Raw genomic sequence first — 19,588 nt, 5'->3', positions numbered from 1 at the left:
GAATGTGTGGCGATGACCACACGCAAAGACATCGCAGAACGCAACGACCGCACGTTGCTCCAGGCCGCCCGCGACGTGCTCGCCGAAGACGGCGCGCACGCGTCCGTCGCCGCCATCGCTGCCCGGGCAGGCGTCGGCATCGGCAGCCTCTACCGCCGTTACAAGACCAAGGAAGAGCTGTTCCAGCGGCTCAGCGTGCTCTCCCTCGACCACTGGAACGAAGCGGCCGAGCAGGGCCTGGCCGATCCCGACCCGTGGGCAGGGCTGGCGGGTTTCATCTACGGCTGTGTCGTGTTCGGGCAGGGCTCGCTGGCGCCCGTCGCCGGCACCATCGAGGTGACCCAGGAGATGAGCGCCAAAGCCCGCCGCGGCGACGAACTGCTCGACGAGCTGGTACAGCGAGCGCACCAGGCCGACGTACTCCGCAAGGACGTGGCCGCGGTTGACATCTCGCTGCTCATCGAGCAGTTCGGCCGTTCCCCGGTGGTCGATCAGCTTCGCAAGCAGGGCAGGGGCGATCTGCTGACCGCCGCTGCCGAGGCCCGCCGACGGCTTATCGCGATAGCGCTCGACGGGTTGCGGCCGGGACATAGCCCGTTGCCCGGTTCTCCGCCGGGCGAGGAGCTCTTCACCGGCCGCTGGTCGAACAAGTAGATGAACCCGATGCCCGGCCTGGCACCTCCGCCTGGCCCCGAGTAGCCAAGGTCTACGAGGCGTCCACCACGCCCCGAGCTCGGTGATCCGGCCGGATGGTGGCGCCTTCGCTGACCGACATCCGGTCCCACCTTCCGCCTGCAGAGCCACCCGGATAACCAAAACCCTGTCCCCGCGCCCCGATCACACCCTGTCTGAAGTCTTCTTCGGCTGGCGGGGCATGGTGTCGCCCTTCAGGTGCCCGTACATCGTCGAGCGTGCCACTCCGAACAAGTCCGCGATCTGCTGGACGGGCTTGTCCCGCGTGTCGTACAGCTGCTGGGCCAGGGCGGCCTGGTCGGCGGTGAGCTTGGGCCGGCGTCCGCCGACACGGCCGCGGGCACGGGCGGAGGCCAGGCCGTCCATCGTGTTGGCCACGATCAACTCGCGCTGCAGCTCGGCCAGGACCGACAGCATGCCAAACATCGCGCGGCCCTCCATCGTGTCGGTGTCAATACCCTGCTCGATCACGTGCCGGCCCACCCCGCGTTCGCGCAGGTCCGCCCCAAGGGTGACCAAGTGCAGTACTGAGCGCGACAGCCGGTCCAGCCGGGTGACCTTCAGCTTTGGCGCCGCCGGCCTTGTCCAGATGGATGGCATCACGGTCAACGCCCGCGCGCAGCAGCGCGTCGATCTGGTGGTCGGGTTCTGGTCTGCGGTACTGACCCGCGCGTAGCCGAAGAGCACTGTCGAAATCTACTCCGCACACCGTTCACCGACGGCGAGGTCTTCGACCGCCCTCCCCGGAACCCCTGCCCCGGTGGCAGGACTCCGACGGCAGCCACTGGGCGACCGAGGACGAGACCCGCGAACAGATCATCGGGTTCTACCGGCGCACGTGGGAACACTCGGACGCGACGATCAACGAGCTTCCCCTCGACGCCCCGGGCCACGTGCCGTGGTGGCCGGAGTCAACGCCGGCCTGGCACACGAACCTGTTCGCCATCATGGTCCACGTCCTCGTCGAGTCCACCCGGCATGCCGGGCACGCCGACATCCTGCGCGAGGGCCTCGACGGCCGGACCGGGTTGCGCCCCGAATACGAGGAGCAGATCGACGAGGAAGCCCGTGCAGCCTACTGCGCGAAGATCCTGGCCGGCCCGTACCCGGGAACGGCCCGCAGGACCTGAACCACCCGGGTCCTGCCCGCCAGATCCTGCCCGCTGCGCGCGAACACCTCCGCCACGCTCACCGCGCCGCAGGCCACCTCCGCCAACAGCGCACGCCGCGCTGTACGCGCCTCGGCCGCCTTCGCACGCTGCTCCGCCATCATCGCCGGCAGGGCCATGAGGCACCTCTCCTGTAGAGATCGGCTGGTCAGAGACTCCCGCCAGAGATCACGACAGGGCCGCCGCCGATCATCATCCCGCACAGCGTCAACCGATGTGACACCAAACCCGGTTCAGCGTTCCACTCCTACATGGGCCCTCGGCTTGACAGCCGCGGCGCAAGGTTGCATGGTTAGTTACACATATAGCTAACCAGTTGGGCGGCTAGCCAACGATGGACGACGACCGACCGATCTTCCTTCAGATCGCCGAGCTCATTGAGAACTCGATCATCGACGGGTCGCTGGTGGAGGAGGCCCAGGCCCCGTCCACCAACGAGCTTGCCGCCTTTCACCGGATCAACCCGGCCACCGCGGCCAAGGGCGTCAACCAGCTCGTGTCGGAGGGAACGCTCTACAAACGCCGCGGCATCGGCATGTTCGTCGCCGGTGGGGCCCGGGCCAGGCTGCGCGAGCGGCGACGGGAACGGTTCACCGAACAGTACGTGGAACCCCTGCTCGCCGAGGCGCGCAAGCTCGGCATCGGCCACGACGAGCTGATGAAGATGATCGATTCATTCGGTGCGGTTGTCGGGAGGGAGCTGGGATGACGGCGGTGGTAACGGCACACGGGGTGACCAAGCGCTTTGGTGACGTCACGGCGCTCGACGACGTGAGCTTCGCGCTGGCCGAGCACACGATCTATGGCCTGCTCGGGCGCAACGGGGCGGGCAAGACCACCCTGATGCAGATCCTCACCGGGCAGGCGTTCGCGTCGTCGGGGAACGTGTCGGTCTTCGACGCGCCACCGGTGGAGAACCCGGCCGTCCTGTCGAAGGTCTGTTTCGTCCGGGAGAGCCAGCGCTACCCCCACGTCTACACCGTGCGCCACGTCTTTCGCGCCGCACGCCGGCTGTTTGCGAACTGGGACGACACGTTCGCGCACGGCCTCGCCGCGGACTTCCAGCTACCGGCCGGGCGGCTGGTCCGCAGGCTCTCACGGGGCATGCTGTCGGCCCTCGGCGTGACCGTCGGGCTGGCCGCGCGGGCGCCCCTGACGTTCTTCGACGAGCCGTACCTCGGGCTCGACCCGGCCGCCCGGCAGCTTTTCTACGACCGCCTGCTCGCCGACTACGCCGGGCATCCCCGCACCGTGGTGCTGTCCACCCACCTCATCGACGAGGTGAGCGATCTGGTCGAGCGGGTGCTGCTCATCGACCGTGGCCGGCTGCTGCTCGATGAGGACGCCGACGACCTGCGCGGGCGGGCGGTGGCGGCCACCGGACGGGCGGAGGCCGTGGACGGGTTCGCCGCCGGACGCACCGAGTTGCACCGCGAGCGGTTGAGCGGCCTGGTCCGGTCGACCATCCTCGGTGGGCTCGGACCGCACGCGAAGGCGCTCGCGCAGACGCTCAACGTCGAGCTGGAGCCGCTGTCGTTGCAGCAACTCGTGGTCCACCTGACCGTACCGCCGATGACAACGGCGCCGGCGGACCGGGAGGCCGCCCGATGAACCGCATCCGTCAGGTGGCCCGTCTCCAGATGCCGGCCTGGCCGCAGATCGTGGGCTGGACGTGGAGCATGATGGCCGTCGCGTTCGGCATCAACCTGTTGAGCTTCATGGCGAACTACGACCCGGGCGACGGCGTGACGACCACCGGCGGCCTGGTCAGCCTGTGCGGCATGGCGATCGGGATGGCCGCCGTCTCGGTCACCCAGATCTTCCCGTACGCGCTGGGCATGAGCGTGACCCGCCGGGAGTTCTACCTGGCCTGGTCGCTGCTCGCGGTCGTCCAGTCGGTGGTCTACGCGCTGGTGCTCTGCCTGCTGCGCGCCGTGGAACAGGCCACCGGCTACTGGGGGGTGGGGATGCGCTTCTTCGGCCTGCCGTTCATGGATGACGCCAACCCGGTGCTGCTCCTGCTCGGGTACGCGGTACCCATGCTGGTCGTGACCCACCTCGGGATCCTGCTCGGCACGTTGCACCTGCGCTGGGGCACCACCGGCGTCCTCGCCGGCCTCACCCTGGCGTTCACAGCGCTCGGGCTGGCCGCCGCGCTGATCACGTGGGCCCGGCAATGGCACGCGATCGGCCGCTGGTTGCTCGACCAGTCCCCCACGGCGCTGCTCGCCGGCTGGCCGGTCCTGGTGGCCGCCGCGTTCGCGGTCGGCGGGTACGGGCTCATGCGCCGTGCCACGGCGTAGGCGCGGCGGGCACTCGGCCGCTCCGGACACCGCACAACGCGAACGCCAACTCCGCCGTGATGGGCCGCCAGATTGTCAGCCCTGTCCGCCCGCGTCCTTGGGAGAGATGCAATGACGAGCAACAACACGCCCCCGCCCGCCGCAGGTCTCGGAATCTGGGCAAATCTCGGGATCTGGATCGCATTTGGCCTTCTCTTCGGCGTCGTCGTCGGGGCTTTTTTCGACAACGTCACTTACGGTGTCGCGCTAGGTCCGCTCCTGGGTCTGGTCCTCTGGCTCGTCTTCATCGCGCCGCGAAGGAATGCCCGCCGCGACTCCTGAGCGTCGCGCCCGAGTATCGGCTACGGGGTCGTAGGCGCCACCGGGAAGTCCAGGAAGCAACGCAACGGCGCTGGCGATGGTGGCCGCGTCAGATGCCGGACGTGTGAGCTGTCGATCATCGCCTTGGACCAGTCGAGCTGACCGGCGGTGTGCAGTTCGGCGAGCAGCATCCGGTGCAACGTCTCCCACACGCCGGCCTGGTGCCAGTCGCGTAGGCGTGTCCAGCAGGTCATCCCGGAACCGAAGCCCAGCTCCTGGGGCAGGAACTTGGGGTGCCGGTAAGAAACATGTCATGAGCCCCAAACGGCGTTGATCTTGTTGTGACTTGCCTGGTCAATGTTGGGCGGACATGACGCACCCCGATGCACATCGACGAGTTGGTCGAGCAGCGCTACCCGCCTCGCTTTCGCGATCTTGCTGAAGTTCTGCACGCAGTACGGACGCTTCCCACGCGGCCGCTCGGAGCTGCTTGACCAGGTCGTCGAGCACGTCGCCAAGCAGGTCCAGGTGCCCGCCTCGGAGCTCGGCTTCTACGAGTGGTCCGGCTCTACGATCGAGTACCACCGCAATCGGATCCGCACGCACCTCGGCTTCCGCACCCGTACGACTGCGGACGCCACGAAGGTGACGGGGTGGCTGGCCGAGAACGTCGCGCAGGCCGAGCGACGTTCCGAGCGGGTGCGGGAAGAGCTACTGAAGCACCTGCGGGAGGAGAGGATCGAGCCGCCCACGCCCGGGCGGATCTCTCGGATCGTCGCCTCGGCGCTGCACAACGCGGAGGTCACCTGGTCTCTGCGGATCCCCTCCCGGTTGAGCAGCGAGACCACGCAGCGCATCTGCGGGCTGGTCGACTTCGACAAGGAGCGCGACGTGGTGAGCGAGGAGTCGGGCGACGGCGACCAGTCGCCGGCCGACGATGACAACGACTTCGCCTTGCTGGCCTTCATCAAGTCGGCGCCGGGCAACGTGAGCCTGGAGTCGATGATGACTGAGATCCGCAAGCTGGCCGCGGTGCGTTCGATCGAGCTACCTCCGGGGTTGTTCGCCGACGTGCCGGCCAAGGTGCTGGCGGCCTGGAGGACTCGCGCGGCGGTGGAGGCGCCCTCGCACATGCGCACGCATCCGCGCGAGCTCACGGTCCTGCTGCTGGCGGCGCTCATCCACGAGCGGGAACGGGAGATCACCGACACCCTGGTCGAGCTGCTGATCGCCACCGTGCATCGGATCAAGGCGCGGCCCGACAGCAAGGTGACCAAGGAGCTGATCAACGCGTTCAAGCGGGTGACCGGGAAGGAGAACATCCTGTTCAAGGTCGCCGACGCCGCCCTCGGGCATCCCGACGACTCGGTCCGCGCGGTCATCTTCCCTGCCGTCACCGGCGGCGAGCAAACGCTCAAGGACCTGGTCCACGAGTCCAAGACCAAAGGCCCGGCCTACCGGACCACGGTCCAGACCACGCTGCGCGCCTCCTACACCAACCACTACCGGCGTGGCTTGATCGCGCTGCTGGAGACGCTGGAGTTCAAGAGCACCAACACCGCCTACCAGCCGGTGATCCGCGCGCTGGAGCTGATCCGCCGCTACGCCAAGGCGGGCAACACCACCTACTACCCGCGCGGCGAGACGGTGCCCGAGCACCGCGGCACGTCCGGCGCGTGGGAGGACCTGGTGTTCAAGAACGACAAGCGCGGGCGCCGGCGGGTGGTGCGGATGGTGTACGAGATCGTCACCTTCCAGGCGCTGCGCGACGCTCTGCGGTGCAAGGAGCAAGCGCGGAATGGCGGACCGGCATCGCCGAGACCGGCCGCGGACGCATTGCACGTGTTCGACGACCTCGACACCGCGCTGCGCCAGCTCGCCGACGATGATCGCATCTCCCCGGGGGTGTGGACCGACGCCAGGATCGCGCTGGTGCGCATGCCTGTGGTCTGGCGCGACATCTAGCCAGGAACGCCGCGGTGGCTCACCGCACGCGTGCCGTCTCGTTTAGCACGTCACCAGGTTGTCTCCGTCGTCATACATATGATCGACATCGTGCCGGAGACGATCCAGTGTGCTGCGATCTCCTGGCACTGTGCCATCGATAGTGAAGGCTATTCCGCAACAGGGCACGGGCGCCGCTCGCTTGCTGCGCCGTTCACACCTCATTGGACCAGCAGGTTTAGGCCCGCTCGTCTACCCGGCGGTGGAGCCCGTCGAACATGACGGCCAGAAGCTGATCACGATGTGCGGGGCTCCGCTCCGCCGCCCAGGCGACTGAAGCGATCAGGGAGAAAAGAGCGGAAGCGTCAATATCGGGTCGGATCGTCCCTGTGTGCTGGGCTCTGGTCAGTAGTTGCGCCCCAGCGGCCTTGACGGCTTGGCAGGTGGCGTGGAGCTCGGATGTGGGGTCAGCGAGGCTCTCGACGAGGGCGTCGACCAGGCCGCGGTAGGCCATGGCGTGCTCGACCGCAGCCGTCAGCCAAGTGGCCAGGGCCTGGTGCGGGGATGGGGAGGCGAGCAGCTCATCTGAGCGGGCTTTCAGGCCGCGCAGGCTTTCGCCCAGCAATGCCTCCAATAGTGCCTGGCGGGTCGGGAAGTGCCGGTAGAGGGTCACGTTACCGACACCGGCGGTGCGCGCGATGTCGTTCAAGGAGGCGCCAACGCCGTGCTCGGCGAAAGCCGTCCGGGCGGTCGTCAAGAGCCGCTCGTAATTGCGTCGCGCATCTTTGCGCCCTACGGGCCGGGCCTGCGTTGATCGATCCACCACGGGAACCCTCCACACATTTGCCAAACGAGGAACCTCCTCGTATTTTAGCTCACGAGAAAACCGAGGACCTTCCTCGTTTCGTTGCGTACCATCCTGAGGAGTGCCATGACCGAACAGAGCACGCACGTGGCGACAGCGGGATCCGGGCCCGCCGGCGCCTCCCGCCCCCAGCGCCACCCCGGCCTGGTGCTCGCCATCGTTCTGATCTGTCAGACGATGTTCATCCTGGACACCAACGTGGTGAACATCGCCCTCCCCGACATCCAGCACGACCTCGGCCTGTCTGCGGCCGGCCTGTCCTGGGTGCTCAATGCCTACATGCTGGCCTTCGGCGGTCTGCTGCTGCTCGGCGGTCGCGTGGGCGACATCGTCGGCCAACGGCGGGCTCTCATCGGCGGGGTCGTCATCTTCACCCTCGCCTCACTGGCCGGAGGGCTGGCCACGTCGGCTGGGATGCTGCTGGCGGCCCGAGCCGGTCAGGGGATCGGCGCTGCCATTGCCGCACCGACCGTGCTCGCCCTCATCACCGTAGGCTTTCCGGACCCTGCACGCAGGGCTCGGGCGCTGGGGGCTTACGCGGCGGTCTCCGGCTCCGGCGCCGCGATCGGCCTCATCGCCGGTGGCATGCTCACCGACTGGATCTCCTGGCGGTGGGTGCTGTTCATCAACGTGCCGATCGGCGTCGTCCTGCTGATCCTGGCCCCGCTGTTCATCACCGAGACCGATCGCCACCCGGGCCGCTTCGATCTGGCGGGTTCGCTGACCTCGACGCTTGGCATGACCGCCCTCGTCTATGGCTTCATCCGCGCCGCTGAGCAGGGCTTCGGCGACGTGGTCACGCTCGGCGCGCTCGGCGTGGCCGCCATCCTGCTGGTCCTGTTCGTGGCCGTCGAGTCCCGTGCCCGGCAGCCGATCGTCCCGCTGCGGCTATTCGCTGACCGCAACCGCGCCGGCGGCTACGTCGTGCTGCTGTTCGTCCTGGCCGCTGGCAATGGCATGTTCTTCTTTCTCACCCAGTTCCTGCAGCAGGTCCGCGGGTACAGCCCTCTGCAGGCGGGATTCGCCTTCGTGCCGCTGGCCCTCGTGATTCTGGCGTCTTCCGGTGTGGCAGCCCGGCTGCTGCCGCGCCTGGGTGCCAAGACGCTGATTGGCCTCGGTGCCGGGGCGATCAGCCTGGCCCTCCTGTGGATGACGCAGCTGACGCCCCAGGCCGACTACGCTACGGCGCTACTCGGCCCCATGATGATTGCCGGTCTTGGCATGGGCATCTTGCTGGTTGGAGCCACCACAGTGTTGTCCTCCGGGATCCGAGCCGAGGATGCCGGTGCCGCCTCCGGCCTGCTCAATGTCATGCAGCAGATTGGTGGTGCGCTGGGGCTGGCCATCCTCGTCACGGTGTTCGGCGCAGCCACGCGCGCCTCGCGTGGACCGGCCCACCAGGTCCTCACCGAGGGAGTCACCGCGGCCTTTACTGTCGCAGCCGTATTCACCGCCGGCGCAATCCTCCTGGCCCTGACCATGAAGAACCGGCCGGCTCCCACAGCCGAATCCGCAGCCGCGGAGGAGCTCACCCGATGACGTAGGAAGCAACCTCATCTGCGCCAGCGATGAGTTGCGGGAACGAGACCCAGCGTACGTTTTCCGTTCCGCCACACTCCGACCCCCGACTCTGGGGAGCAGCGGCCCCGCCTAAATCCGAGGGGCGCGCCCACTCTTCGGCGAGGCCGACGTTCAGTGCAATGGGGGGCTTTCCTGGAGCAGGTCGAACCTGAGATGTGAGACGGGCCCCGCCAGCAAGGGCAGCCGTCGTCGCTGGCGCCACAACACGGGTTTTCCCTCGGTGTCGCGCGCCAGCACGTACCGGCGCTCCAGCCGCATGCCCTGGTTCGGCACGGCGGTGGCCGCCAGCACATGGCCCTTGCCGGCGCCGAGCAATTCGGATGTGGCGGGTTCTCGCCCGTTCACCACGCCCTGCACGAACACCCGCGACGAGTGGTGCTCGATCCGGTAGGGATGCCAGTGCTCCGGCAGGGTGGTGGAGGCGCGCCAGGTGAACTTACGGGTGCCGGTGCGCTGGGTCTCCTGCAGCGCAGCCGCGCTGTCGCCCGAGAGCGCGCGGTCGCTGCCGTTCGCGCGCAGCTCCGCCGCCCACAGCACGTTCGCGTCCTCGTCCACGCCGAGCAGCACGTCGTCGAGGACTGGTCCGGTGAGCGGTGTCGTCGCGGTCGGCCACACAACCAGCGAGGAACGATCGAGCCCGGCAGTGCGGAACAACGACCAGGGGCCGGGAGCCTCGTCCGGTCCCGCGGGTGGATCTGCCGGGCCCGGCGGGATGGTGAGTTCCCATTCGTCGTCGAAGGCGTCCTTCACGAGTGCGGTGCCCAGGCTGACCACGACGCCGGAGGTCGGGCTCGGATCCTGTCCGGGTTCCGTCCGCGGGGTGGGCACCGGGAAGGTGAACCAGTCGTTGGCGTGGTCGCAGATCAGCTCGATCAGCAGGGCGGTGGCCAGGTGCGCGCGGTCCGGCGGGAAGCCGCCGATGTCGACCGCGCCATCTTCGATCTGCCACCAGCGCGGGCCGGGGGCGCCCGGGTACTGCAGCCGTTGCGGCACTACGTGCAGGGTGGTGAAGGCGGGCGCGGCCAGCGGACCGGTGGCGTCGGCGGTGTACCAGTCGACGTCCCCGCCGTCGTGGGCGGTGATCTGAAGGGTGGTGCCGCCGACCGGCACGTCGCACTCGTGGGTGAGGGTGTCGGACCGCCAGAAGTCCGGCCGCTGCGACAGCCCGGCCAGTTCGGGGTGGGTCATGTCGAGCAGGCCGTTGCGGGCCAGTTCTCGCCCGTCCACCTCGCCGGCGAAGGCGTCGCCGTAAGGCTCCGGCAGTGTGCCGAGGGCGGCGGCAGCCCGCTGTGCCGACGACAACGTGCCGGCGAAGGCGCGGCCGACCCGGATGCGCCGCCCGATCGTCCACCAGTCCTCCGCGGAGCCTTCCAGCAGTGCTTCTGCGGGCACGACGGCCGGGTCCAGGCCGGCCACCGGTTCCAGCGGTGTGCGTGCCACGGGCACCTTGACCAGCACGGGGGTTGAGGCGTCCTCGCCGGCGTGCTCGCCGATCTGCCACTGCCGGCCGAGCATCCAGGCCGGGTCCGCCAGTTCCGCGGAGAAGCCGCGTTGCAGGTCGGTGTAGGGCGGGACGGGTTCGACGCGGTAGTAGTGTTCCCAGGTCATCAGGGCTCCACGAGGTTCGTCCCGGCGGGCCCGGCGCCCAGGATCATCGAGGTGGGCAGCGCGGCGGCCCAGGTGCCGAGCTGGTCGGGCTGGACCATCCTGGCCTTGGCCAGTTCGCGGGTGGCGAGCACGATGCCGGGCAGCGCCTCCACGGTGAGCGGTCGCTGCTCGTCGGATGGTACGGCCAGCAGCACCGCCTGCGGCGCACGGGCTCTGGGGGCGTCGAAGCCGAACGCCGCGAACGTGGTGTGCTGGTCACCGGGCACCGTTTCGGCCCAGTCGTCGAGCAGGCCGATCGCGGCAGGGGCGCCCCCGGTGCAGGCGGGGCCGTAGACGATCACGCGATGTTCGCCCGGTTCGGGTCGTACCCACAGCCGGGCCGGGTCGTCGGCGGCCGCGGGCCACGGGTGCCGGAGTTGGTGGGCTTCCAACCTGGCCAGCGCCGGTCGCACGGCGGCCATCACTTCGAGCCAGTCTCGGTCGAGGGTGCGCGCGGCGACCATGGTGGGCAGGGTGCCGGTGCACAGCAGGGCCAGTCCGGCGACCGGTGCGAGCAGAGCCCGGATCCGGTCGCCGAGTGCCGCCTCGTCGGCGCCGGCGTCGTCGCCCGGGTCGCCTGCTTGTTCGAGGCGGGCGGTCAGCGTTTCGGTGGCCTCCACCGGGTCGGAGGACAGGCCCCAGCGCAAGGCGGGCCCGGTCTGCGGTGGTTGTGCGGCCAGCCCGGCGAGTACGTCCGCGGCGGCCGTTCGCAGGGCGCCGAGCCGGGTACGCAGCTCGTTCGCGGCGGTGTCGCCGGCAGGGCTGACCAGGTCGGGCAGGCCGCGCTGGGCGTCGAGCAGGGTGCAGAGCCGTTCGAGGTCCGCGCGTTCGGCGGGCGCGGTGCCGCGGTCGGCGGGCCCGCCGAGCAGTCCTGCGGCGAGCTCGTCCAGCCGCTGCTGCGTGATCAGCACCGTGTCGGGGACGTCGAGGCCCAGGTCTGCCAGGGTGACGGAAGCGCCGTCGCGGGTCCACGTCCAGCTCGTGGCGGGACCGGATCGGTCACGTAGCAGGGTGGCCAGGGCCGGGTCGGCGGTGGTCACCGGTGAGGCGGGGTCGTGCGCTGCCGGAAGCGGCAGGGCGATGAGAACCGTGGTGCGCACTGACGCGCCCTGCCGCTGGGTCTGCAGCAGCCGCAGTTCCGGCGGCGCGGCGAGCCCTGCGGCCGCCTCCATCGCCTCCTGCGCCTGCGCTCCCCGCCCGGAGACCACGTGGTGGACGGCGTCGGCGACCAGCAGGTCGCCGTAGGTGTCCAGCACCTCGCGCAGATCCTCCAGCGAGCCGAGCCACGTGGGAAGGTCCGCCGGGCCGGCGTCGAGGATCATGAGCCCGTCACAGACGCGTCGCCCGGCCTGCTCCGGACGTGGCGCGAAGCGTCGGCGCAGTTCGAGAACCCGGGCAGGATCTCCCACGCGGCGCTCGATCTCGCGGCCGATCGCCTCGCTGGGATGCACGCCCAGCCGGACGTCCGCGCCGAGCCGGGCGGCCAGGCGGACCTGATCAGACCTCGTGGCGATCCGCCAGCGCGGGTCGTCGTCGTGTACCGCGTGATCGCGCAGCACGGCGGCGGACATGGCCTGGCTGTGGCCGGGCGCGTGCAGCAGTCCGGCTCGGGTGGGCGGTGTGGGGTCCTCGGCAGGGCTCAGGTCGTCGACCCAGCCGTAGGCGCCCAGGTGGCGTCGTACGTTCCGGGCGGCCAGCCGGCGCAGCCGGCGGGTGGCCGGGGCGGTGGCCCACGGGTCGATGCGGTGGCTCGCCGAGTCCAGGACGGCGGTGATGGCCGGCGTCAGAGCCCCGCCCTCGGCCAGTCCGTCGCCGAGCTCGGCCAGTTGCCGCACGGCCTGCCTGACGTCGAGGAACTGCCGGGTGATCGCCGCCACGCGAGAGTCGGGCGGAATCTGCTCGCCGAGCAGGTCCAGGGCGTAGTCGGGCAGCTCGGCGACGGTCTCGCCCCGCCTCGCGTCCTCGGCCAGCCGCTCGGCTTCGTACACCGGCGGAAGGTAGTGCGGGGTCCAGAACGGCCAATGATCGGCGTCGAGGCGGGAGACTTCGGCCTGGGTCAGGAGCAGCGACTGGCGCACCAGCCGCACGAGCAGTGGGTGGCCGGTCTCGCTCTGGTGATCATCCTCGCTCGGGAGGAACGCCAGCGCCTCCCACGGCATGTCCAGATAGCGGTGGAGCAGTTCCCGCACGTCTTCCTTGCCCGGGGGCGCCGGCTCGACGTAGCCGTACGCCAGGTAACGCCGCAGCGGATACTGGGTCGCGTCCAGCGCGGCGGCGAGATCCAGCACCGCCGCGGCGTTCTCCCGCCAGCGCAGAGCCACCTGCCACGGCTGCTCGTCGACGGCCAGGCTGCGCAGCAGCATGATCGGCTCAAGTGGTAGCAGGAGCCGGGAGCCGGGGGCGCGGCTGGTGGGGACTTGGCCGAGGATGGCCAGCAGTTCCCCGGGGCCGGCTCCGGCCGCGGTGCCTGCCCCGGCCGCGGTCCCGGCCCAGTGTGGCAGCACCGTGTCCAGCGCCTTGACCAGCGGGGCTTCCCACGGTGGGTCCTGTGGCCCGGCCCTCCACCGGGACAGGTCGGCGGCGGGCAGCACGCCATACGGGACGTCACCCACCCGCAGGACCGGGGCTGGGCCGAGGGGAGCGAGCAGCCGGGCGGCCCAGTCGCCCATCCCGAGCACCTCGTGCGGGGCGCCCACGACGTCCTTGAGCCAGCGTTGCCACAGCACCGGCCAGAGCGCGGTCACCAGCGGCGGCACCGACGCGAGCAGGGACGTGTCGGCGGCCGGGACGCCGTGGAGCGTCGGTTCCCCGGTGAGCCAGAACACGAGCCCGTCCGCGGTGCCGCCCCCGTGCGAGCGGGCGACGGCGAGCCACGTCGCCGGATCACGGCCGAGGTCAGCGGCGGGCGCCCCGGCGACGGTGTTGGTCGGTGTCATCGGGGCGACGACGCCGAGGGCGCCCCGGCCGGCCTGCGCTTCGAAGGCATCGCCGGGGCGGCTGCCGCCGAGTCCGGTGACGAGGAGCACGTCGAGGTGCGGCCCGTCGGGCAGGACCACCTCCGTGGCCAGGCCGACCCGTTCGGCGGCCTGATAGGAGTTCCACCACAGTTCGGGCATCACGCCGTGCTCGAGAGGGCTCAGCGAGGAGTCGAAGTCGGCCTGTTCGGCGATGCCGGCGTGATCCGGTCGCAGCTCACCGAGGAGTCGCAGGCCGCCGCCACCCTCCTCGCCCCATAGCTGGAGCACGTCGGGCAGCGCGGCGCGGTGGTCCACGGACCGATCTCCTTGATCGCGGTACGTGCCCGAGGCGGTGAAGCCATCATCCGCCGGTACCACGGGCACGGTGCGCAGCAGGTGGGCGGCGCGCCCGCCGCCGACCGCCTGCGCGAGCGCGCGAAACGCCGCCTCTCCCATGTCGGTGCTCAGGTCGCCGTCGCATCGGCTCCAGCACAAGGCGACCAGTTCCGCCTCGGCCACGGTGGGTGCGGGCGGCGGAGCGGCGAGCGCGACGGGGTCGGGATGCACCCGCACCCGCAGCTTCCACGGATCGCCGCTGTGCTCACGCGGACTGAATCGGGTTTCCAACCGGAGCGGCAGCAGAACACCGATCGCCTGGTCGCCGGGCAGGGGGTCGAGCCGGGTCCGTGCGGTGTGCTCCAAGTCGAGCACGTCGTCGTCGGACAGCATGGCGTCGTGCACGAAGGCTTCACGGTCGCCAACGTCGCCGCCGTTGGCCGCGACGGTGTCGACGAGGCGGCGCGCGGTCTCGGCGCTCATCCGCGGCTCGTCGCCGAGAAAGAGCCGCCGCGGGTCGGGGCGCAGTTCGGCGAGCAGCGTCTCGGCATCAGGTACGGCGGGGAGCCAGAGCGACCATTCCGTGAAGAGGAACTCGTCCTCCGTCCGAGGCCCGTCGAGTGCGTCGAGCTCCGCGTCGAGCGCGGCCAACCCCAGACGGGCGGCCTCCAGCTCGGCCATCCACCCGGTCGCCCGCTCGGCGGCGGCCCGGTGCCCGGGGTCGTCCAGCCGGGACGGGTCGCCGGCCAAGAGCCAGCCCGGCGTCGCGGCCAGTTCGGCGGCCAACTGCGCCACCCGGCGCAGCCCCGCCTCGCGGGCGTCCCGCGCGCTCTGCACGGGGTCTCGGCGGCCGGTCACAGCAGGTTCCCGAGGAAGACACGGGTGGGAGGGGCGAACGTCACCGCGGCGAACCCGGCAGCGTCCGGCGCACCGCCACCCGACGGGCGGCGGAACCGGTATCCCGGCGGCGGCTCCTCCAGCACCAGCCAATGGTCCTCACCGGCGGCGGGCGGCAGGCCGAAGCCGAAGAAGACGAGATCGGGAGTGAGCCGTCCGCTGAAGGCGGCGTACTCGCGTAGGGTGCCCGCGTTGTCCACGTCGGGCACCTGACTCCACTCACCCGTGCCGCCGGGGTTCGGGGCCAGGTAGACGGCGGTGGCCGGGTATCGCCGGAACAGTTCGGTGTGCAGCACGATCACCAGTTCGGCACCGCGCTCGGGATCGGATTGGTGCGTGTCGTCGCCCAGTCCGGTGGCCTCCGGCCAGAGCGGCTGGCCGGTATCGAGTGCGACGACCGGGCGGAGGTCGGTGGCCACGGCGTCGCCTTCCACATCGATGCGCTGCCAGAACCGGCGCAACGGCGTCCATCGGGACGTGATCGGCAGGTTGCGCCACCGCAACTCGCCGATCGTCTGCGCGTTCGCGCCCAGCAGCACCGCCTCGACGAAGCTCGGGTTGCTCTGCACCGCCAGCACGCGATCGGGCGGGATGTCCCCGGCGCCCGGCAGCAGCCAGTCCGGCGCGTGGTCGGCCAGGAACCGCCAGAGCGGGATGTCCAACTCCGGCGCGACGTCGGGTTCGGCGAGCAGGGGCTCGCGCAGGCCGCGGAGCGTGCCGAGCACCCGGCGCACGGCGACCGGCCGGTCGGCTTCCGGGTCCACGGCCGCGGCGACCGAGTCGGCGAAGGCCCCCAGGTCCGGCAGCGGGCGGCACTCCTGTTCGGGCGGCGTCTGCCTGACGAGGTCGATCAGGTCCTCCGGCTGGAGGGTTTCGAGCAGCATGCCGGTGGTCTCCTGATCGAAGAACTCGTGGAACACGTCATGGGCCCGATCTCTCAGCTGTCGGGGGAGGGACTCATCGAGGTCGGCCACCCTGTCGGCGATCTGCTGGTCGGTCTCAGGCAGGCGCTGTTGTGGCGGGCAGGTGTTGGCCGCTGCGATCAGGGTGGCGAGCGAGGTGGCTCCGTCCTGGGCGGAGCGGTGCAGCGGCCCGCGCCTGCGCAACAGGCGGCGGGCGGCGCTGGAGAAAAGCGCGGGCACCAGGGCCGGAGTACGCCCGGCGACGGCCTGCAGGGCGTTGCCTCCTCCGGCCACCGGCATCCGGGCCAGCAGCGGCGCCAGCACGGCCAGACGCGCGAGAGGTTCTTCCGGCACGCGCCCCCGCCAGAGGCTGCCCGCGGCACGCAGGCCGAGGGCAAGGTGCCGGATCCGCTGGGCCGCGGTGGCCACCGCCCCGGCCTGCTGCGCGGCGGCCAGGGCGATGCGGTCCTGCCAGGCGATCGCGATCCAGGCGCCCAGCCCGGCCGCCCCCCGGTGACGCGGGTCCAACCGCAACTCCCGCCGCCAGCCGCCGGGAGGCACGTCGTCGCCGGGCGGCGGCCACGCCCACGGCTCGCCGTCGACCGGGCCGGGATGCCACGGCACGTCGTAGCGCGGCAGCCTGAGCACCCAGGGGGCGTCCCCGGGCTGGTCCTCGGTCAGCTTCTCCACGCCGGCGGCCACGTGCGAGGGCAGCGGGCCGATTGCCGGGGCCGTGACCGCGGTGAGTGCCGCGCCGGCCGACAGTGTCACGCCCAGTGCTTCCACGTGGGCTCGGCCGAACTGCTTGTCCGCCAGCATCGTCGTCTCGGCCGGGCTGAGCGGCTCCAGCCGGGCGGCGACCGTGGCGAAGTCCCCCGCGTCGGCTGTGGTGCGGAAACTCCACCTGTCGAAGCACGGCAGCGTCACCGCGTCCGTTCCGTCCTGCCAGGCATCGGCCAGTTGCCGGCCGGGCAGCAACCGCCAGCCGGGCACGAGCGCGGCCACGTAATCGCGGCCCGGATGCAGCAGTCTCGGGCTGAGGATCCTGGAGAACGTTCCGCCAGGGGTGCGGTGCACGTGCGCCCAGCGATGCGAGGCCGCCAGCGGATGCTGGGCGAACAACTCGGCGCCGCTGAGCCGCACCCGCCCGTCCGGCAGCAGGCTCACCTCTTCCCGGCTTCCCACCACGAGGACGAGCCAGGGCCGCACCCGGGGAGCGCCGGCGACATGCCGGGCCCGGGAGTAACGCCACGGCAGGTCAGGTGCGGCGAGCTCGACGTGCGGCATCATCGTCGAGTCCGCATCGGGGCAACCGGGGTGCGGGCGGCGCCCGGTGACCTGCCCCGCGGCCAGCATGGCCACGTCCCCCGGGCCGGCGAGCAGGAATCCGGCCGCCGCCGGGATCTCGCCCAGGTCGTCGTGCAGAGTCAGCGCAAGGGTGGCGGTCAGCCTCGGGTCGCTGGGCAGGCCCTCCTCGGTGGCCAGCGCGTACACTGCCGGGCGCTGCCAGGACACGAACTCGGGCGTCACAGCCCCTCCAGCAAGACGGGTTCGACGAAATCGGGTTCGGCGACGGCGAAACCGCCATGAAGCCTGGCGCTCTGATGGGCGGCGGTCGCGCTGTCGCATACGAACTCGTCGTGGGTGGCGATCCAGGACTCGCTCTGAACCTCGACGATCGGAGCCGTGGTGGCGGGTGACGGGGCGGCGTCCCGGGCGGTGAGCATCCCGGCCAGGATTCCCGGCAACGCCAAGACGTCGGCCTCGAAAAGCAGGGCCAGAGATTCCGTGCGGACCTTCTTGAACACCTTGTGCCCGGTCGGCTGCGGGTTCGCGCGGCCGGCGAGGTCCTCACCACCCGAACAGACGACTCCGGCGGGCAACTGCTCGAACGCGGGCCGGTTCAGCGCCTCAGCCTGGGCCAGAGCGATGAACGAGCCCGGCGCGAACAAGTCCGCGACGGTGGACGTCAACCGCGGAGCCGTCACCGTGACGGTCTGGACACCACCGAGCGGCGCACCGTCAAGACGATCGATCGGGATGTTCAGCGGCACCCTGCGCTGTTGCCAGCACACCCCGCCGCGCGGACTGATCAGCGCCATCCCCGGTGGCACCGGCAGCCCGGCGGGCACGACGTCAGGGTCGCTCCCGCCGGCCGGGCGCAGCGCCTGCGGCCGCACTTCGTCCCTCAGCACCTGCGCCGCCCGCGTCGGCGCCACCTGCACGGCGCCGCCGCCACCGCTGCCGAAGGTGAAGGTCTCATCGAAGTGGAAGTCGTGCAGGAAAGTCTCGACAGTGAGCCTGCCACGCAGGGTGACCGGGCCGGGTCCGTCCAAGGTGCCGTCGAGGCGTACCCCGCAGAACGTCACCCCGAGGACTCTGACCTCGAAACCGGCGCTGACCTCTGCGTGCACGTGGAACGGGGTGAACTGGACGATGGAGTCGACGGCGAGGAACCCGCGCGCGCGGCAGCCCGCCATGCCCACGTTCGCCTCGATCCGGCCGCCGAGCTGGACGCTGTTGGACGTGACCGCCAGGTAGCCCTCGGCCCGTAGGGAGATTCCGGGAACGGGGACGTCCAGGTGGTAGCCGAGGCGGCGCAGTGGGGGGATGACGGCCGGCTCGGGGCGGAAGCCCGGGTAGAAGCCCCCGGCGGTCAGCACGGTGTGGGCCTGCGGCCCCCAGCATTGCCGGAACGCCAGGTCGCCGTACACGCTGAAGACGCCGAGCAGGCCGCTGTCGATCAGACTCGCGTCCACGGCCACCGTGCTCTGGACCAGGTCGATCACGCCGGCCACGTCGACCCGCAGCTTCAGCACGGGCGGGATACCCGCGCGCGCGACCCCGACGACAACCACCCGCTGCGGGCCCGGCAGTTCCATCAGCACGGCCAGGTCGAATGAGCAAAAGCCCTGGCCGGCGATCTCCAGCCAGGACAGCCGCAGGGTCGGCCCTGCGACGGACACACCGGCTCTGGGCGGCAGGATGGTCTCCAGCGCGGCGAGCGCGTTGCGGGCGCCGTTGCCGAGGTCGAGCGGGAACAGCACCTCTCCCGCGCTGCCGTCACGCAGCGGGGCGGCCAGTGCCTGAGGGTCCACGCCGCGGTTGGCGCCGATGACGCCACCCACCCGCGACAACTGGAAACCGAACCCGAGCTGCAGGCCCGGCGAGAAGCCCGCCGAGAAGACCGCAGCGGCCGAGGACCGGCCGTCCACTTGGCGCAGGCTCGCCAGCGCCGCCACTTCGACCACGCCGAGGTCCAGCCCCAGCACTCCGCGCGTCCCGTCCGGGAGCACATCGAGGGAGCCCCCGCCGGCCACGACACCGGCATCAACGCGGGCACTGACGTTCTTCGGCGGCAGCGGGCCGACCGCGATGGCGGGCGCGGCCGCGTTGCGCGGGTCGGGCAGCAGCAGCGACGGGCACACGGCCTCCACCGCGAACGGGCCGAGGCCCGCGCCCAGGCGGACGCCGTCGTCGGCTGCCCAGTCCTGCAACGACGGTTTCGGCAGCGGCAAGCCCGCGAGCACGTAGGCAGCCAGCCAGTCACGCACGGCGCCCATGGCCGCGCGCCATCTGGCCAGTGCCGGGTCAAGGGATGCGGGCGCGCCCAGCGCCGCATCGAGCGCGTCGGCGGCGTTCCGCAACTCGACGGCCCGCGGATCGCCCGCGTGCCCATCGACGACGGCCAAGACGCCCCCAGCGTAGCCACGAACCGCGCCAGACATCAGAGGGTACTTCCCTTCCCGCTACCACCGAGACCGCTGTCCCGGGAAGTACTGCGCATGAATGGCCGGGAGTAGACGAACATGTCGAGTCGGCCGGCTTGCGGGTATCTGGCTCCCGGACCGGTTGCGCCGAAGACAGCCGGCGAACGGTCCGCTTTGGTCTGTCCACGTCGACACTTTCCCGGCTCCCGAGCGCGTTATAGTCGCTCACCGGTCGTGAGAACGTCATGAGTTCTCAGGCGTGAGTTCTCGGGGGCTTGGCCGTC

General features: G+C 70.8%; 14 protein-coding genes and 1 pseudogene. 8 read left to right on the top strand and 7 right to left on the bottom strand.

Translation table 11 applies throughout. The features are described 5' to 3' along the window. Window positions 1-12 precede the first annotated feature (12 nt). Window positions 13-654 (top strand): TetR/AcrR family transcriptional regulator, encoded by a 642-nt coding sequence (locus tag ADY59_RS13150; RefSeq protein WP_049561984.1) that lies wholly within the window; start codon window positions 13-15, stop codon window positions 652-654. 183 nt (window positions 655-837) lie between these two features. Here ADY59_RS13150 and ADY59_RS13145 read toward each other — a convergent pair whose 3' ends face one another. After that, complete coding sequence (locus ADY59_RS13145) at window positions 838-1,380, bottom strand: recombinase family protein (protein WP_197093604.1); 543 nt, start codon at window positions 1,378-1,380, stop codon at window positions 838-840. On the opposite strand from ADY59_RS13145, the gene ADY59_RS48670 reads away from it, so the two are divergent. From ADY59_RS48670 to ADY59_RS49880, 5 genes are all read left to right on the top strand, one after another. Next, window positions 1,380-1,823 carry a mycothiol transferase gene (locus ADY59_RS48670; RefSeq protein WP_082310072.1) on the top strand — a complete coding sequence of 148 codons (444 nt, stop codon included), beginning with the start codon at window positions 1,380-1,382 and terminating at the stop codon, window positions 1,821-1,823. The genes ADY59_RS13145 and ADY59_RS48670 overlap by 1 nt on opposite strands. Before the next feature lie 373 nt (window positions 1,824-2,196). Further along, the gene (locus tag ADY59_RS13135; RefSeq protein WP_049561980.1) at window positions 2,197-2,571 is read left to right on the top strand and encodes a GntR family transcriptional regulator; all 375 of its coding nucleotides are present in this window, start codon (window positions 2,197-2,199) and stop codon (window positions 2,569-2,571) included. Continuing rightward, window positions 2,568-3,473, top strand: coding sequence for an ABC transporter ATP-binding protein (locus tag ADY59_RS13130; protein WP_049561978.1), 906 nt, complete (start codon window positions 2,568-2,570; stop codon window positions 3,471-3,473). Before ADY59_RS13135 ends, ADY59_RS13130 begins: the two co-directional genes overlap by 4 nt. Next, window positions 3,470-4,165 (top strand): hypothetical protein, encoded by a 696-nt coding sequence (locus tag ADY59_RS13125; protein ID WP_049561977.1) that lies wholly within the window; start codon window positions 3,470-3,472, stop codon window positions 4,163-4,165. Before ADY59_RS13130 ends, ADY59_RS13125 begins: the two co-directional genes overlap by 4 nt. A 111-nt stretch (window positions 4,166-4,276) precedes the next feature. Next, complete coding sequence (locus tag ADY59_RS49880) at window positions 4,277-4,486, top strand: hypothetical protein (RefSeq protein ID WP_156325456.1); 210 nt, start codon at window positions 4,277-4,279, stop codon at window positions 4,484-4,486. Between the two features lie 95 nt (window positions 4,487-4,581). Here ADY59_RS49880 and ADY59_RS52525 read toward each other — a convergent pair. Continuing rightward, a pseudogene (locus tag ADY59_RS52525) lies at window positions 4,582-4,749 on the bottom strand (IS5/IS1182 family transposase); the annotation flags it as partial. A gap of 73 nt (window positions 4,750-4,822) precedes the next feature. On the opposite strand from ADY59_RS52525, the gene ADY59_RS47510 reads away from it, so the two are divergent. Further along, complete coding sequence (locus tag ADY59_RS47510; RefSeq protein WP_082310070.1) at window positions 4,823-6,430, top strand: DUF4158 domain-containing protein; 1,608 nt, start codon at window positions 4,823-4,825, stop codon at window positions 6,428-6,430. A 217-nt stretch (window positions 6,431-6,647) separates the two neighbouring features. Here the strand turns inward: ADY59_RS47510 and ADY59_RS13110 are convergent, their stop codons facing one another. Continuing rightward, complete coding sequence (locus tag ADY59_RS13110) at window positions 6,648-7,166, bottom strand: TetR/AcrR family transcriptional regulator (RefSeq protein ID WP_231618693.1); 519 nt, start codon at window positions 7,164-7,166, stop codon at window positions 6,648-6,650. A gap of 174 nt (window positions 7,167-7,340) precedes the next feature. On the opposite strand from ADY59_RS13110, the gene ADY59_RS13105 reads away from it, so the two are divergent. Then, window positions 7,341-8,813, top strand: a complete 1,473-nt coding sequence (locus ADY59_RS13105) for an MFS transporter (RefSeq protein ID WP_049561974.1) — start codon at window positions 7,341-7,343, stop codon at window positions 8,811-8,813. Window positions 8,814-8,966: 153 nt separating this feature from the next. Here the strand turns inward: ADY59_RS13105 and ADY59_RS13100 are convergent, their stop codons facing one another. Genes ADY59_RS13100 through ADY59_RS13085 form a run of 4 tightly spaced genes read right to left on the bottom strand, consistent with a single transcriptional unit; the run spans window position 8,967 to window position 19,286 of the window. Next, a complete protein-coding gene (locus tag ADY59_RS13100; RefSeq protein WP_049561973.1) occupies window positions 8,967-10,463 on the bottom strand; it encodes a hypothetical protein in 1,497 nt (498 codons plus the stop codon). Next, a complete protein-coding gene (locus ADY59_RS13095; RefSeq protein ID WP_049561971.1) occupies window positions 10,463-14,653 on the bottom strand; it encodes a hypothetical protein in 4,191 nt (1,396 codons plus the stop codon). The genes ADY59_RS13100 and ADY59_RS13095 overlap by 1 nt, the downstream gene beginning before the upstream one ends. Next, entirely contained in the window at window positions 14,650-17,124 is a 2,475-nt protein-coding gene (locus tag ADY59_RS13090; protein WP_049561968.1) for a hypothetical protein, read from the bottom strand. The genes ADY59_RS13095 and ADY59_RS13090 overlap by 4 nt, the downstream gene beginning before the upstream one ends. Then, a complete protein-coding gene (locus ADY59_RS13085) occupies window positions 17,121-19,286 on the bottom strand; it encodes a DUF6603 domain-containing protein (RefSeq protein ID WP_049561967.1) in 2,166 nt (721 codons plus the stop codon). Before ADY59_RS13085 ends, ADY59_RS13090 begins: the two co-directional genes overlap by 4 nt. Window positions 19,287-19,588 lie beyond the last annotated feature (302 nt).

This window comes from Nonomuraea sp. SBT364 (assembly GCF_001083785.1).
Classification (GTDB): Bacteria; Actinomycetota; Actinomycetes; order Streptosporangiales; family Streptosporangiaceae; genus Nonomuraea.
Note: the sequence above shows the minus strand (reverse complement) of the source record. Positions and strands in the feature narration are given on the sequence as shown.